Origin of the sequence: Streptomyces sp. NBC_01233 (genome assembly GCF_035989305.1) — a bacterium.
Taxonomy (GTDB): domain Bacteria; phylum Actinomycetota; class Actinomycetes; order Streptomycetales; family Streptomycetaceae; genus Streptomyces.
Genome location: NZ_CP108514.1, coordinates 8,326,135 through 8,341,288, shown reverse-complemented (window position 1 = coordinate 8,341,288; position 15,154 = coordinate 8,326,135). Strand labels below are relative to the sequence as shown.

At 72.1% G+C, this 15,154-nt stretch carries 9 protein-coding genes; 4 read left to right on the top strand and 5 right to left on the bottom strand.

Annotation, left to right across the window (positions count from 1 at the left end; translation table 11 throughout):
• Nucleotides 1-159: 159 nt before the first annotated feature.
• The 4 genes from OG332_RS38910 to exaC all read left to right on the top strand — a co-directional run bounded on the left by OG332_RS38910 (nucleotide 160) and on the right by exaC (nucleotide 7,599).
• Nucleotides 160-3,213: a DEAD/DEAH box helicase gene (locus OG332_RS38910; RefSeq protein WP_327417852.1), complete on the top strand. Its 3,054-nt coding sequence runs from the start codon at nucleotides 160-162 to the stop codon at nucleotides 3,211-3,213.
• 3 nt (nucleotides 3,214-3,216) lie between these two features.
• Nucleotides 3,217-4,533 (top strand): SWF or SNF family helicase, encoded by a 1,317-nt coding sequence (locus OG332_RS38905; RefSeq protein ID WP_327417851.1) that lies wholly within the window; start codon nucleotides 3,217-3,219, stop codon nucleotides 4,531-4,533.
• 164 nt (nucleotides 4,534-4,697) lie between these two features.
• On the top strand, nucleotides 4,698-6,020 hold the full coding sequence (locus OG332_RS38900; protein ID WP_327417850.1) for a helix-turn-helix domain-containing protein: 1,323 nt from the start codon (nucleotides 4,698-4,700) through the stop codon (nucleotides 6,018-6,020).
• Between the two features lie 55 nt (nucleotides 6,021-6,075).
• Nucleotides 6,076-7,599 carry an acetaldehyde dehydrogenase ExaC gene (gene exaC, locus OG332_RS38895; RefSeq protein ID WP_327417849.1) on the top strand — a complete coding sequence of 508 codons (1,524 nt, stop codon included), beginning with the start codon at nucleotides 6,076-6,078 and terminating at the stop codon, nucleotides 7,597-7,599.
• Nucleotides 7,600-8,220: 621 nt separating this feature from the next.
• Here exaC and OG332_RS38890 read toward each other — a convergent pair.
• The 5 genes from OG332_RS38890 to OG332_RS38870 all read right to left on the bottom strand — a co-directional run bounded on the left by OG332_RS38890 (nucleotide 8,221) and on the right by OG332_RS38870 (nucleotide 15,067).
• Nucleotides 8,221-8,781, bottom strand: a complete 561-nt coding sequence (locus OG332_RS38890; protein ID WP_327417848.1) for a hypothetical protein — start codon at nucleotides 8,779-8,781, stop codon at nucleotides 8,221-8,223.
• 115 nt (nucleotides 8,782-8,896) lie between these two features.
• Nucleotides 8,897-10,258 (bottom strand): IS110 family transposase, encoded by a 1,362-nt coding sequence (locus tag OG332_RS38885; RefSeq protein WP_327416098.1) that lies wholly within the window; start codon nucleotides 10,256-10,258, stop codon nucleotides 8,897-8,899.
• Nucleotides 10,259-11,206: 948 nt separating this feature from the next.
• Nucleotides 11,207-11,890 carry a hypothetical protein gene (locus OG332_RS38880; protein ID WP_327417847.1) on the bottom strand — a complete coding sequence of 228 codons (684 nt, stop codon included), beginning with the start codon at nucleotides 11,888-11,890 and terminating at the stop codon, nucleotides 11,207-11,209.
• A gap of 403 nt (nucleotides 11,891-12,293) precedes the next feature.
• Nucleotides 12,294-13,415: an MFS transporter gene (locus OG332_RS38875; RefSeq protein WP_327417846.1), complete on the bottom strand. Its 1,122-nt coding sequence runs from the start codon at nucleotides 13,413-13,415 to the stop codon at nucleotides 12,294-12,296.
• Between the two features lie 419 nt (nucleotides 13,416-13,834).
• The gene (locus tag OG332_RS38870) at nucleotides 13,835-15,067 is read right to left on the bottom strand and encodes a DUF5685 family protein (RefSeq protein ID WP_327417845.1); all 1,233 of its coding nucleotides are present in this window, start codon (nucleotides 15,065-15,067) and stop codon (nucleotides 13,835-13,837) included.
• Nucleotides 15,068-15,154: the final 87 nt, after the last annotated feature.

Genomic DNA, 15,154 nt, shown 5'->3' with positions numbered 1-15,154 from the left:
TATCCCGTCAACGTGCCGCCGCGACCACGCGTTCCCCGACACGTGAACGGCCTTCGAAGCCGACCGGTTCACGGCCCCGCCCGCGCCGCCGCGCCGCTGGGCCGCCGCGGTGGGGTACTCTCGGCCGCCCTGCCCCCGGTAGTCAACTTTGAGGAATGCGTGCGCTCCGAGATCTCCGGCCTCCTCCACCGCTCCGCCGTCTTCCTCCCCGGCGAGCCGGCCCGCACCGGCCGGATCGCCCTCTGGCCGGTGGACGGGGAGTTCCTCGACGCCGCCCGCGCCGGTGCTGAGGCCGGTGCCGGCACCGGCACCGGCAGCGTCGAGGAGGTCACGGTCGTCACCCCCGACCTGCGCCGGACCCCCGTGACCGCGCTCGTGCTGCCGGTGGCCGAGGCCCTGCCCCTGCTCACGCGCGCCCGCGCCGCTGCGGCGGCAGCCGAGGCGGAGGCCGACACCGGCGGCTCCGGCCCCTCCGGCGCGGTGTTCTGGGGCGCCGCCGCGCTGCTGGCCCTGCGGTTCGCCGCCCACGGCCGGCTCCTGCCCGGGCTGAGCCCCGCCGGCCACGACGCCTGGCGAATCGGCCCGCTGGAGGCCGCCGACCTCGACGAGGTCCGGGAACTGGCCGCCACCATGCCGCCCGGCGCCCACTGCGTCCCGCTGGACGTGGACGGGCCGCCCCGGCTGCCCACCCCGGAGCCGCTGCTCCGCGCCTTCCTCGATGCCGTCGCCGACACCCTGCCCCGCTCCCCCGCCGCTGCCGAGGCCGCCGGCGGGCCCGCCTTCGCAGCCCGGCCGCCCCGGCTCCACCCCGACCTGCGCGACTGGGCGGCCAAGGTGGCAGCCGGCCACGACGCCGGAGTACGGATCTCCCTGCGGATCGAGCTCGACCCGACCCTCGACCAGGCCCTCGACCAGGGCAGTGGCAGAACGTCTGGCCAAGGCTCCGACCACGGCCACCGTCCCGGCCCCGACCACGGCCCCGGCCCCGGCCGAACCCCCGACGAAGCTCCCGGCCAGGCCCCCGCCGGCGGCGCGCCCTCCTTCCGCGCCGTCCTCCAGATGCACAGCCTGGGCGACTCCGCCCTGGTCGCCGATGCCGCCGACGTCTGGGCCGGATCCGGAGCCGCCGCGGCCGCCTTCCCGCCCGGCGCCAGGCTGGACGCCCTCCGCGCCCTGCGCCGCGCCGCCCGGCTGTGGCCCCCGATCGCCCCGCTGCTGGGAGCGGCCGTCCCGGACTCCGTCGAGCTCGCCGACGAGGAGGTCACCGAGCTGCTCGGCGAAGCCGCCGCCGCGCTGGCCGCCGACGGGGTCCAGGTGCACTGGCCGCGCGGACTCGCCCGCAGCCTGAGCACCCGCGCCGTCGTGGGCTCCCCCGACACCGCGGGGCCCGGCCTCCCCTCCGGTCTGCTCTCCCCCGGCGCCCTGCTCTCCTTCAGCTGGCGCCACGCCCTCGGCGGCCAGGGCGACCTCACCCGCGCCGAGCTCGACCGCCTGGCCGAGGCGAAGCGGCCCCTGGTCCGGCTGCGCGACCAGTGGGTCCTGATCGACCCGGCCGAGGCCCGCCGGGCCCGCGCCCGCCAAGACCTCGACGTGGCGGCCGCGGACGCACTGGCCGCCGTACTCACCGGGTCGGCGGAAATCGGCGGCAAGCGCGTCGACGTAGAGGCCACTGGTGCGGTGGAGCGGCTACGGGCACAACTCACCGGCGACCTGCGGGCCGCTGATGCGCAGGCGTCCGACGACCTCGCCGCACCGCCCGAGCTGCGGGCCACCCTGCGCGACTACCAGCTGCGCGGCCTGCGCTGGCTGGCCCGGATGACCTCGCTCGGCCTCGGCGCCTGCCTCGCCGACGACATGGGCCTCGGCAAGACCGTCACCCTCATCGCACTCCACCTGCACCGCAACCGGCAGGACCCCGCCACCGCCGGGCCCACCCTCGTGGTGTGCCCGGCCTCGTTGCTGGGCAACTGGCAGCGGGAGATCGAGAGATTCGCGCCCGGCACCCCCGTATGCCGCTTCCACGGTCCCGGCCGCAGCCTCGCGGGCCTCACCGGTTCCGCCGGGGGCTTCGTGCTCACCACGTACGGCACGATGCGCGTGGACGCGCCCGAACTCGCCGTCATCGGCTGGGGCATGGTCGTGGCCGACGAGGCCCAGCACGTCAAGAACCCGCATTCCTCGACCGCCAAGGCCCTGCGCACCCTCCCGGCCCGGGCGCGCGTGGCCCTGACCGGCACCCCCGTCGAGAACAACCTCTCCGAACTGTGGGCCGTCCTCGACTGGACCACACCCGGGCTCCTCGGCCGCCTCGGCACCTTCCGCTCCCGTTACGCCGAACCCGTCGAGAGCGGCCGCGACCCGCAGGCGGCGGCCCGGCTGTCCGCGCTCGTACGGCCGTTCCTGCTGCGGCGCAAGAAGTCCGACCCCGGCATCGCGCCCGAGCTGCCGCCCAAGACGGAGACCGACCACACCGTCGCCCTCAGCCGCGAACAGACCGCGCTCTACGAGGCCGTCGTGCGCGAGACCCTCGCCGCGATCTCGGAGGCGGACGGGATGGAGCGGCGCGGTCTGGTGGTCAAACTGCTGACCTCCCTCAAACAGATCTGCAACCACCCGGCCCAATTCCTGGGCGAGCACGGTCCGGGGGAGCACGGCAACCGGGGAACCGCCGGCGGCACCCGCTCCGGCAAGCTGGAGCTCCTCGACGAACTCCTCGACACGATCCTGGCCGAGGGCGGCGCGGTGCTGGTCTTCACCCAGTACGTGGCGATGGCCAGGATCCTGGAGAAGCACCTCGCCGGCCGCGGGATCGCCTCGCAGCTGCTGCACGGGGGGACTCCGGTGCCGCGCCGGGAGGAGCTCGTCGACCGTTTCCAGGCGGGCGAGGTCCCCGTCTTCCTGCTGTCCCTGAAGGCGGCGGGCACGGGCCTGAACCTCACCCGAGCCGGCCACGTCGTCCACTTCGACCGCTGGTGGAACCCGGCCGTCGAGGAACAGGCCACCGACCGCGCCTACCGCATCGGCCAGACCCAGCCCGTACAGGTCCACCGGATCATCGCCGAAGGCACCGTGGAGGACCGCATCGCCCGGCTCCTGGAGCGCAAACGCGCGCTGGCCGACGCCGTGCTCGCGGGCTGCGAGGGCGCGCTGACCGAACTGACCGATGCCGAACTGGCCGAACTCGTGGCGCTCCGCGCGCCCCAAGGGGAGTGAGCGATGGACACCCACGACCCGCACGGCAAACACCACAAGCACGAGAAGCGCGGGCAGCACGGGCAGCACGGGCAGCACGAGAAGCACGAGAAGACGTTCCCGGCGCTCCCGCCCGCCCCCGGCCGCGCCTTCGCCCGCACCTGGTGGGGCCACGCCTGGCTGCGCGCCCTGGAGGACAGCGCACTGGACGGGGAACAGGTCAGGCAGGGCCGCCGGTACGCGCGCTCGGGTGCGGTGGGCGCGGTCTCGGTGCGCCCCGGCCGGCTCACCGCGGTGGTGCGCGACCGGGACGGCACGGCGCACCGGACGGACGTACTGGTGCAGGAGTTCACGGAAGCGGAATGGGACCGGCTGCTGGGTCTGGCGGCCGCGGAGTCGGGGTACATCGCGGCGCTGCTGGACCGGGAGGTGCCGCCGGAGCTGGCCGAGGACGCAGCGGCCGCCGGGGTGGAACTGCTGCCCGGCATCGGGGACCTGGATCCGCGCTGCGACTGCGGCGAGTGGGACCACTGCCCGCACACGGCCGCGCTCTGCTACCAGGGGGCCCGGCTGCTGGACCAGGACCCCTTCGTGCTGCTGCTCCTGCGCGGGCGCGGCGAGCGCGACCTGGTGGGCGAACTGGAGGAGCGCAGCACGGCGGGCGCGCAGGCCCCGCCGGTGCCACCCGCCGACGCCGGTGTCCCGGCGGCGCAGGCGTACGCGGCGCGCCCGCTGCCGCCGCTGCCACCGCAGCCGCGGCTGCCGGACGCGCCGGGGCAGCCGCCGACGCTGGACACCGAGGGCGAGGCGGAACCGGAACTCGATGTGGACGCGGTGGAGTTCCTGGCGCAGGCGGCCGCGACCGAGGCGTTCCGGCTGCTGGCGGAGGCGGTGGCTCCGGGCCACGCCGACCGCACCGCGCCGGCCCCGCTCACGGTTGCCGAAGACGCCGTACGACTCACGGCCGAGGCCGATGACTTCCGGGTCCGCTCCCGCCTGACCGCGGCTACCGGACGCAGCCGGGCGGACATGGAACTGGCCGTACGCGCCTGGGGCTTCGGTGCGGCCCCGGGCCTGGCGGCGCTGGAGGACGACTGGACGCCGGACCGGACGACGCTGGCCCGTGCCCGGGCGGCCCTGGCCGCGGCCTGGGCGGACGAGGAGGCTCCGGTGCTCCGCCGGGTCCGCGCCCGCTGGACGGAGGCGGGCTCCGGCCGCCAGCTCCGGCTGGGCCGGGAAGGGCGCTGGTGGCCGTACCGCCGCGAGGGGGACCGGTGGATCCCGGCGGGCCCGGCGGCGCCGGACCCGGCCTCGGCGCTGGAGGCCCGTCCCGCCGGGTGAGGTTCCGGTGCGAACCGGCCGACGTGGCGCGGGATCAGTGGCCGGACCGGCCCGGGCGCCGTGGCCGACGTAGCGCGGAAGCAGTGGCCGACGTACGGCTTGCCGGGGCCCCGTGCCGGGACGACGATGGAGCGCTCCGGGTACCGCGGCACGCGGGAGGTGACATGGACGATCCGTCGGTGGCACTGCCGGGCGGAGCCGATCCGGCGGCGCGCACGCGCGAACTGCGGCGGGCGCACGCCGCGTTCACGCGGGACGGCCGGGTCGAGGCGCCGGTCCGGGCGGTCATCGCGCGGTCCTGGCGCCGGTGCGCGCGGGCCCGGCTCAGCCCGGAGTGCGCACCCCGGGTGGAGCTTGCGGAGGCGGAGCTGCGGTCGTACCGCGAGGAGCACCCGCTGGCCCGGGCGATGCCGCTGTTCCGGGACCTCGTCGGGGCGTTCGCCGCGCACGGGGCGCATCTGCTGGCGGTGTGCGACGCGCGGGGCAGCCTGCTGTGGGTGGAGGGCGAACCGGCAACGCTGCGGCGGGCGGAGCGGCTCGGTTTCGTGCCGGGTGCGCGCTGGGCGGAGACGGCGATGGGCACCAATGCGCCCGGTACGGCGGTCGCGGTGGGCGAGCCGGTACAGGTCTTCGGGGCCGAGCACTTCAGCCGCCGGGTGCACCCGTGGACCTGCGCGGCGGCCCCGGTGCGGGATCCGCGGACGGGCAGCGTGCTGGGCGCGGTGGACATCACCGGCGGCGACGGCCTCGCCCACCCCCACTCCCTCGCCTTCGTGCAGGCGGTCGCCCGGGCGGCGGAGGCCCAGCTGACGTTGCTCGCCCCCGGCCCGCCGGCCGCCGGGAACACCTTGTCGGCCCTCGGCCGGGACCATGCGCTGCTGGTCGCGAGCGGGCGCAGGGTACGGCTCGGCCGGCGGCACAGCGAGATCATGGCCCTGCTCGCGCACCATCCCGAGGGCTTGTCGGGCGAGGAGCTGGCGATCGCCCTGTACGAGGACGAGTCGGTGTCACCGGTGACGTTGCGCGCCGAGATATCCCGGCTGCGCACGCTGCTCGGCCCCGCGGCGCCGCTCTCGCGCCCCTACCGCGCGGCCGGCCCGCTGGCCGCCGATTTCACCGCGCTGACCCGGCAGTTGGCCGCCGGAGCGGTCTCCGCGGCGCTCCACCACTACCCGGGGCCGCTGCTGCCCGCCTCCACGGCGCCCGGCATCGTGCGGCTGCGCCGCCGGATCGAGGACCAGGCTCGGGCCGCCGTGATCGCCCGGGCCGATGCCGGGCTGCTGACCGACTGGGTGTGCAGCCCGTGGGGCGCGGACGACCCGGAGGCGTGGCGGGCGCTGGCGGCGGCGCTGCCGCCCGCGGACCGGTCGGCCGCGCTGGCCCGCGTACGCGCCCTGGACCGTGAGCTCGGTGCGCGGGGGGACGGCGCGGCGGCGGCGCCGCATCGCGGGCGGCGTGCAACGTATCCGCAACCTGCCCGCTCCTAGCCTCCACCCGAGCGCCGTCCGACGGTGGGCGGCGCCCGCCAAAGGGGAGGACACCATGGCCCGTTACGCTGCGCCCGGTACCGAGGGGGCGCTGATGTCGTACGCATCCCGCTACGGCCACTTCATCGGCGGCGAGTACGTCGAGCCCGCCCTCGGCCGCTACTTCGACGACCCCTCCCCCGTCAACGGGCAGCCCTTCACCGAGGTCGCGCGCGGCGGCGCCGAGGACGTGGAGCGGGCGCTGGACGCGGCCCACGCGGCCGCGCCCGCCTGGGGGCGCACCTCCATCACCGAGCGGTCGACGATCCTGCTGCGGATCGCGGACCGGATGGAGCAGAACCTGGAGTCCCTCGCCCTCGCCGAGAGCTGGGAGAACGGCAAGCCGATCCGCGAGACGCTGGCCGCCGACATCCCCCTCGCGATCGACCAGTTCCGCTACTTCGCGGGGGCGCTGCGCGCGCAGGAGGGGGCGCTCAGCCAGATCGACGAGGACACGGTCGCCTACCACTTCCACGAGCCGCTGGGCGTGGTCGGCCAGATCATCCCGTGGAACTTCCCGATCCTGATGGCGGTGTGGAAGCTGGCCCCGGCGCTGGCGGCCGGGAACACGGTGGTGCTGAAGCCGGCCGAACAGACGCCGGCGTCGGTCCACTACTGGCTGAGCCTGGTGTCCGACCTGCTGCCGGCGGGCGTGGTGAACATCGTCAACGGCTTCGGCGAGGAGGCCGGCAAGCCGCTCGCGTCCAGCCCGCGCGTGGCGAAGATCGCGTTCACCGGGGAGACCGCGACGGGGCGGCTGATCATGCGGTACGCGGCCGAGCACCTGAAGCCGGTGACCCTGGAACTCGGCGGCAAGAGCCCCAACCTCTTCTTCGACGACATCTGGTCGACGGACGACGACCTGCGCGACAAGGCCCTGGAGGGCTTCGCCATGTTCGCGCTCAATCAGGGCGAGGTGTGCACGAGCCCGTCGCGGGCCCTGATCGAGCGGGGCCGGTACGGGGACTTCCTCGATGCGGCCGTGGCCCGCACCGAACTGATCGTGCCGGGGCACCCCTTGGACACGGACACGATGATCGGCGCGCAGGCCTCGGAGGAGCAGCTGAAGAAGGTCCTGTCGTACGTGGAGATCGGCCAGCAGGAGGGCGCGAAGATCCTCACGGGCGGCGGCCTCATCGACCACGGCGGCGACCTGGCCGGCGGCTACTACGTCCAGCCGACCATCTTCGAGGGCGACAACCGCATGCGGATCTTCCAGGAGGAGATCTTCGGCCCGGTGGTGTCGGTGACCTCCTTCCAGGACTTCGACGACGCCGTGCGGATCGCCAACGACACGGCGTACGGCCTGGGCGCGGGCGTCTGGACCCGCGACATCAACACGGCCTACCGCGCGGGCCGCGCGATCCAGGCGGGCCGGGTCTGGACGAACTGCTACCACGCCTACCCGGCGCACGCTGCCTTCGGCGGCTACAAGCAGTCCGGCATCGGACGCGAAACCCACAAGATGATGCTGGAGCACTACCAGCAGACGAAGAACCTCCTGGTCTCGTACTCGCCCAAGCGCCTCGGGCTCTTCTAAACCCACGAGAAACGGCACTTGACCTGGGCTTTTGCCTGGCAGGTGCCGTCAGCTCGACCCGCTTCAAGCGATTCACGGTTGACACCGTTCCTCCCAGTTCCTCCCACCCATCTCCCGATCCCGGCCGACTCTTCCGGACCAGTCACGGACCAAACTCCCCTCACCGCACGGGTGGGACGCCCTGGCTGACACGGTTCCACTAGTCCATGGACTGCTCGATCAGGCGGTTCGCCTTCTCCTGCACGCCATCAGGACGTGGATGCTCTGGCCCGCCCCGCCGCGCACACTCCGCGGGGTCGACTCCCGAGTGGAGCCAGAACGAGATGCCGGCGTGCCGAAGGTCGTGCGGCTGCTTCGCGAGTCCAACAGCAAGCTCGGCGCCGCAATGTCTCCGCACACCATGGCGCTCCGCGCGCCTCGCCCGCCGCCACCGACCACGGCATTCACCACCGCCCGAGCCGCTCCGACCGCCGCGACCCCCGATCGGCCCCGCGGGATCCCAAAGCGATCTCGAGGCCGTATCGGATGATTCCTCTACGGCCTCTGATCTACGACTCTTTCGACTCGCGACGACAGGATTCGAACCTGCGCCCCTTCGCCAGTGCCTGAGGCTGCGGCCTGCTACCAGAGCACCCGTGCGCGGCGCTCACTGTTGAACCCAAGACCATGTCGATAGATCTCCGGCACCCAGTAGCGCCCGTCGGCCCCCTTACTGAAGACCCCGGATTCAATCAGCAGGTCCGCATCCGCCACAGTCAACTCGACCTGCTCGAGCTCGAACGGAACCAGGACAGGGTGGCCGAGCCCCTGCATGTGCACCAGCAGCCGACCGATCTCCTTGTTCTCCTCCCCCACTGAAATAATCTTGTTCCTGCTGCACTCCAGCAAAGCCTTGCGCATGGCAGTGGGGACGAGCACACGGTCGTCCACCGTGTCGTTGTACTGCTCAGAGTTCTTGGCTGCTGTTGCGAGAAACATCACTACATCTCGCGCCTGCACCGGGCCGTTGAAGTCACCCAGAGCCGCAGGGACCCACAGGTGGGAGCGCGCCTCGCGGGACTTCGCGCTGCCCATCTTCCAACCCCACACCTGAATGAGACTGTCGATCAACTCGTCCGCCGAGAGATCGGTGATCCCGGAAAGCGGAACGGATTCGGGCAGTGCATCGGCGTGCGCAGTCACCCACAAGGCAAGACGCAGGGCCTCTTCCTTGCTGAACGGAAAATCGAACCTCAGCCGGGCAGGCGGCAGCGTCCGTTCCGCGGAGCGGGACGGACGTCGGGAACGAGGAGTGCGGTCAGGCCGCAGTAGTGGGGGCGGCGAGGGTGACCTGGTGGCCGAGGGCCTGGAGCTGGCGGACGAGGTCGCGGGTCTTGCGGGCGGGGTTGAGATGTCGCTGGTGCCAGTCGGCGCCGAGTTCCTGGTAGCGGGCGTCGGGGTCGTTGATCAGGTGCCAGGTGATGACGAGTATCGAGCGGGCGACGGCGACGAGGGCTTTGGCGTGGCCGCGGCGTTTGACGATCCTGCGGTAGCGGGCGCCGAGGAAGGTGTCGGTGCGGGCGGCGGCGTTGGCGGCCTCGCCGAGGGCGCCCTTGAGCCAGGGGTTGCCTTTGCCGGCTGGGCCGGTGGTGTTCTTCGCTCCGGACTGGATCGTGCGGGGGCACAGCTTCGCCCAGGAGACCAGGTGCTCGGGGGTGGGGAAGCGGCTCATGTCCAAGCCGATCTCGGCGAGGATGATCTGGGCGGTGGCCGGTCCGATGCCGGGGACCGCGTCCAGACGCTCGGCCAGTTCCCGCGCGGTCACAGCGTCACGGGCTGACGACGTGCTGGTGTCGTCTGTGCGGGGCGGTCCGGTTCCGGTGCCGTCGTGCGGGGCCCTGGTCTGTTCCATGAGGTCGGCGATCAGCCGGTCGAGTTCCCGGACCTGCGCGGTGAGGTGGTCGATGGTGCCCAGCAACACTCCCAGCAGGCGGCCGTGATGTTCTTCGAACTGCCCGGTGAGTGCCTCGGCCAGGGCCGGCTTCTTCTTCACCAGGCTCCCCTTGGCGAGATCCGCCAGAGCTCGGGGGTTGCGTTCACCGGCGGCCAGGACGTCGAGCATGGCCCGGCCGGAGAGGCCGAAGAGGTCCGAGACAACGTCGGACAGCTTGATCTGCGCGTCCTGCAGGGCCTTGTCCACCCGGTGCTTGTGCCGGGTGCGTTCCTGGATGAAGACCGTGCGGGTGCGGGTGAGGTCCCGTAGCTGCCGGACCGGCTTGGGCGGTACGAACGAAGCGCGGACCATGCCGCGTTCGGCGAGCTTGGCCAGCCAGACCGCGTCCAGCTTGTCGGTCTTCGGCCGGCCCGGGACGTTCTTCACATCGCGGGCGTTGACCAGCCAACATTCCAGGCCACGGGCCTCCAAGAGGTAGAAGAAGGGCCGCCAGTACGAGCCCGTCGCCTCCATCACCACCCGCTGGACACCCTGGCAGACCAGCCGGTCGCCGAGCTCGAGGATCGCGTTCGTGGTGGACGCGACCGTCCAGACCTGCTGGACGCGCCGGCCTTCAATGGTGTCGTGCGGGACGCGCAGACACACCATCCCGGACGCCTTGGCGATGTCGATCGCCGCGACCCGGGCAACACTTCCGTCGTCGTGGTCCTCCCTGGACTCCTCCATCGTCTTCCTCCCCTTGCGCAAGGTGCGGGCGGGGGCTGCCCGGGAAGCCTGAGGGGAGACAGAGAAGCTGAACGGCGTGCTCGAGACGACAGTGTGCGGCCCCTCGGACGGCTCCCTCACCAGACTCCTATGCGGGCTCACAGCCCAAACATCAAGCGGCGTCGGCGGACAGCCCCCGTACCGATTTTCACGCTCGCGAGGCGTCAACCGCAGGTGAACGGCTGACTCCAATGCAGGGCGTAGTGATCGTACCGACCCAGGAGCTGGCCGCTGTTCTGCCTGGGGTGTGAGCCGGTAGCCGCCGATGAGGGGGGCGAACGGCACCATCCAGCTGCGCACATCCGAGCCGCCGAGGTGAGGGACACCGCGTGGACGCCGAAGGGAATGCTCTCCCACGGCACAACCGCTCAGACCAGTTGCCGCCACACGTCTGGCGATCCGCGCACGCGTCTCGCCCGTGGGCGTCCGGAGCACCATCGGCGTCACCGCCCTCGCCCTGCAGGCATGGGTCTCCGGCCGGTAACTCACCGCCGGCGACCTCCGCTCCGCCCCACCCGGGGACTACCAGATCTCGGACACGCGCATGGCCGTCGCGTGGAGCTTCCAGGCCATCGTCGCCACGACCGTCCTGTCCATCGGCGTCGTCCTCGTACGCCGCTGCCTCCGCGAACGAACCGTCATCTTCGACGCCGCCCTCTACTCAGGCCTCCTGCTCTCCATCTGGCACCTGGGGGCCCTACATCCCCGGCTGGCACGGCCCGGACACCGGAGGCCAACAGATCTACGAGTCCCTGGCCGGCGGCTCAGGACTGGCCTGCCCCATCGTGATGGTCTGGTACTGGCTCCAGCACAAGATCTACCAACAGATCGCCCGCCCGCCACACTGGAGCAAATGGCGTCTGTTCCTCACCGACACTGTTCGCCGGATACTGGTACCAACTCCGCCCGCTAGTCCCGCCGTGCGGGCCCGAAGGCGGATGGCCTCTGGTCGTCCCCGGCAGGGCCGACGTCGCCGCTCTTCCACTCCGGGTCGTAGGCGCAGGGCATGCTGACGCCGCCGGTGAAGTACTCCCGGTCCGGGTACCAGGTGAAGGACATCCGCTCGTCGCCGTCGTTCCGCTGGACGAACAACTCCCAGTCCCTGCCCTGCCCGCCCTCGCCGTAGGACGTGACCTTCCAGCCGTTGTCCTTGAAGAACTGGTGCAGTCGGCGGAGGCCGGGGACCGCCTGACTCGCCGGCACGTGGTCCAGTGCCCAGTTGTGGCTCATCGAGTAGGCGCCGTCGACGGTCCTGTCGTCCAGCCCCAGCAGGCCCCCGTCGTAGCAGAAGCTGGAGCCGAACGTGTTCTCCGTACTGACTCCGATGTCCTCGACTCCGGGTTCTATGGTGCGCTTGAACCCCATGACCTCGTAGGCCTTCTGGGAACGCTGGAGGGCGCGGTCCGCCATCTCCTCGGGTGCGACACGTTGAAAGTCCGTCGACCCCCATGAGCCCCATGCGAGCGTGACGACCAGAACGAGTACGCCGACGAGCGCCGCGCCACCGCATCCCAGGGCGCCGAGGAGGCAAGAGGAGGCCTTGGACTGGCTCGAGTCAGGGGTGGCGGCGCTTGGCACGGTCTCGTGGGGCATACGAGGACGCTATGCGAGCGGGATGCGCGGCGGATGGGTGCGGTTACCGGTCTCGGAGTGAGTACGCGTACTCACATGACCTGCGCTCGTACGTTCGAGGGGCGATGGCAGCACCACAGACAGGCCCTGGGATCCAGGCTGGGATTGGCCGGCGGCAGCAGGCGCCGCAGCACCGGCTCTGTCGCCGCACCCCGCCCCCCCATTCAGTACAACTGCGCGTCGAGGCGTTCCTCATGTGCGGGCCGGGTGTCGAGGGCCGAGTCGCTGCGGCTGAGTCGTCCGCGCATGCCTGCCGCCGACGGACCCGGCGCTGCTGGTCGCCGGGTACGACCGGACGAGCCATCGGCCGCAGTCGAGCCGTGCCCCCTTCGCCGCGGCGAGCACCGGGCCGATCACCAGGGCGTCAGGTGGGTGTGTGGGCGGTTTTGTTCATCGTGGTGCCCTCTTCGTCCTGGGCCTCCGACGCAGCAGGCTGTTGCGGAGCGGGCGGGGTGCGGATCAGTAACGCGACCAGCACGGCCAGGGCGCCGAGCACGGCGCCGATGCCGAATCCCCACCGAATGCCCGTGGCGAGGGCACCGGTGGCGTCGGCGCCATCGGCTGCTGCCGTGGCGGCGTGTCCCGACATGACACTGATGACCAGGGCGGTGCCGGCGGCTGCCGCGACCTGTTGGAGCGAGCCCAGGATGGCGGAGCCGTGGGGGTAGAGGGGCGGCGGCAGTACGGACAGGCCGGAGGTGAAGACGGGGGTGAAGACGAACGCCATGCCCGCACTCAGGGCCACGTGAAGGGCGAGCACCAGCCACGGCGAGGTCTGTTCGCCCGTGAGGGTGAACAGCGCGAGGCAAAGCGCTGTGAGTGCGGCTCCGGGTACGACCAGGCGTGGTGCGCCGAGTCGGTCGTAGAGCTTGCCGACCTGTGGTCCGAGCAGGCCCATGGTCAGGCCGCCGGGGATGAGGAGCAGCCCGGTCTGCAGTGAGGTCAGGCCGCACACCTCCTGCAGGTAGATCGGCAGCAGGATGAACGCACCCATGAGGGCCATGAAGGACAGGCACATCAGGCCCAGCGCCACGGAGAAGTGACGAAACGTCAGTGCGCGCAGGTCCAGCAGCGGGCTGGACGAGCGCTGCAATGCCAGTTGTCGCCATACGAACAGTCCTACGAGCACGGCGCCGGCCAGGGTGATGGCCTCCGGGGGCACGGGGGCCTGGGCCGCGTTCTCGGCACCGAGCCCGCTCAGGCCGTAGACCAGGGCGCCGAAGCCCGCTGCCGCCAGGGGGACGGACATCCAGTCGATGGGGGCGGCCTGCGGCTCGCCGATGTTGACCAGGTTGCGCCGACCGAATATGGCCATGGCTCCGGCGATGGGAAGCACGGCCAGGAACAGCAGGCGCCATGACCCCAGCTGCAGCAGCACACCGGAGACGGCGGGGCCGAGGGCAGGTGCGACGGAGATGACGAGGGTGATGTTGCCCATGACACGGCCGCGGTCGTGCGGGGGCACGAGGGTCATCAGCGTCGTCATGAGCAGCGGCATCACTGCGCGACGCCGTCAACTGGGCGGCTACCAGTTCCCTGGATCAGTCCTCGGTCGACGCCGGCTTGTCCATTCAGCCGTCCACCACCGCGCTTCCAGACTGGTCACCACCAACCGCTGAAAGCTTCATCGGGGCCGAGTCGCACGGGTGTAGGCGGTACAGCCGGTGGCGTACGCCGTCGTCGATGCACAGCGCCGAGAAGTTCGGCACCCGGTTCCCCACCGGAAGGGGAACCAGGCTCATCCGTCGTTCAGTCGCAGCAGTCGCAGCAGCACTTGCACGGATTGCAGCAGCCACCGCCACCGCAGCAACCGTCACCCGAGCCGCCGCCGGAACCACCAGAGCCACTGGACCCATGACCGCCGCCCGAACTGCCGGAGGAAGGGCCACCCGAGTTGCCGCCGCCCTAGCCGCCGAACCAGCCGTCATTCCCGGAACCATCCCTGCCGGAACCATCCCGGCTCGAGCCGCCGTTGCGATTGCCGTCGCCGAACTGCAAGGGCTCTCCGTCATCCTGGCCGGCGTCTTCGTTGCAGCGGCAGCATGTGGAGCACAACCTGCAATCGCCGCACAACCGGCCCCGCTCGCGACACCGCCGGCACTGTCCCTCCGACGGCCGGCCCGACGCCATCACCCCGCCCTCCGGGGCCGCGCCCGCAAGCTCCCCTACGCCGCGGGCCGTTCCCGTGCCGGTCCCCGACGGCGTTTCCGTCTCCGTAGGGCGTCCCAGCCAGGGCAGCATGCGCAGGCCCCGCACCTGGCGGCGGTGCTGATGGTGACGATGCCGAGGGTCGAAGACTCGATCGACGGCACGCTCCAACTCGCCGCCCAGAAGCGCCCGCACCAGTTGCCCGTCGACGAACACGGCGTCGGACAGGGCGAGTCGGATCCCACGGACGGCGTCGTCGCAGAGCCGGCGCACCTCGGCGCGGTCCGCGCCGGTCACGGCGATCGGGCTCCACGCGCCGGACGCCTCGTCCGCGTCCAAGTCCTCCACCGCGTCCAGCAGATGCGCCAGACGACCGAAAAGACGGCCGGCTTCCGCCAGCGGTTCGGCGTTGCCCGGGCGGTCCGCGAGCACTGCGGTGTACGCGAAGGCGGCTGCGGTCGCCGTCTCCGCGGGCTCCGTGACCGTCAGCAGCGAGCCACCGGGGCCGGTCGACCGCTCGACGTCCGGCTGGCGCTCGACCGCCCCGAGCAGCAGCGCGGTGTCGAAGCCGAGTCGTTCGCCGCCTGCGACGCCCGCACGGTCCCAGTTGTGGGCGATCCGGCGTGCCGCCAGCGCCACCGGGCGGCGCCCCACCAGGCCGTCGCCATCGGCCACATGGTCACGCATCTTCGCTGCGGCCAGCACCAACGACACCGTCGCCGCCAGCCGCGCACCCTCACCCTGCGCCACGTCCGCCGACCGCATCCCGCGCAGCGGGCACGGACCGGCACCCCGCCGCCAGTCCCCGGTACGCTCCGACTGCGCTTCGGTCAGCACCGAGACGATCAGGCCATCGTAGTTGGTGGCCACCCTCGCGAACTGCCCGTACTCGCTGCGCAAAGCCAGGCACAGCCCGCACAGATGCGCCATCCACTCGGTACGCAAGCCCTCGCCCAGGCGATGACGGCATGGTCTGATGATTCCGAACACAGAAGTTCTCCCCCGTAGGAACAGCTACCCGGACGCATCCGGTCGGACGGCTCACGGACGCACGACTGCACATGAGGCACGGCCCAG

What these genes read in the sequence shown, in the direction of transcription:
- OG332_RS38905 (WP_327417851.1), top strand. Translation starts at nt 3,217, where the DNA reads ATGGACACCCACGACCCGCACGGCAAACACCACAAGCACGAGAAGCGC.
- OG332_RS38900 (WP_327417850.1), top strand. Translation starts at nt 4,698, where the DNA reads ATGGACGATCCGTCGGTGGCACTGCCGGGCGGAGCCGATCCGGCGGCG.
- exaC (WP_327417849.1), top strand. Translation starts at nt 6,076, where the DNA reads ATGGCCCGTTACGCTGCGCCCGGTACCGAGGGGGCGCTGATGTCGTAC.
- OG332_RS38885 (WP_327416098.1), bottom strand. Translation starts at nt 10,258, where the DNA reads ATGGAGGAGTCCAGGGAGGACCACGACGACGGAAGTGTTGCCCGGGTC.
- OG332_RS38880 (WP_327417847.1), bottom strand. Translation starts at nt 11,890, where the DNA reads ATGCCCCACGAGACCGTGCCAAGCGCCGCCACCCCTGACTCGAGCCAG.
- OG332_RS38875 (WP_327417846.1), bottom strand. Translation starts at nt 13,415, where the DNA reads ATGACGACGCTGATGACCCTCGTGCCCCCGCACGACCGCGGCCGTGTC.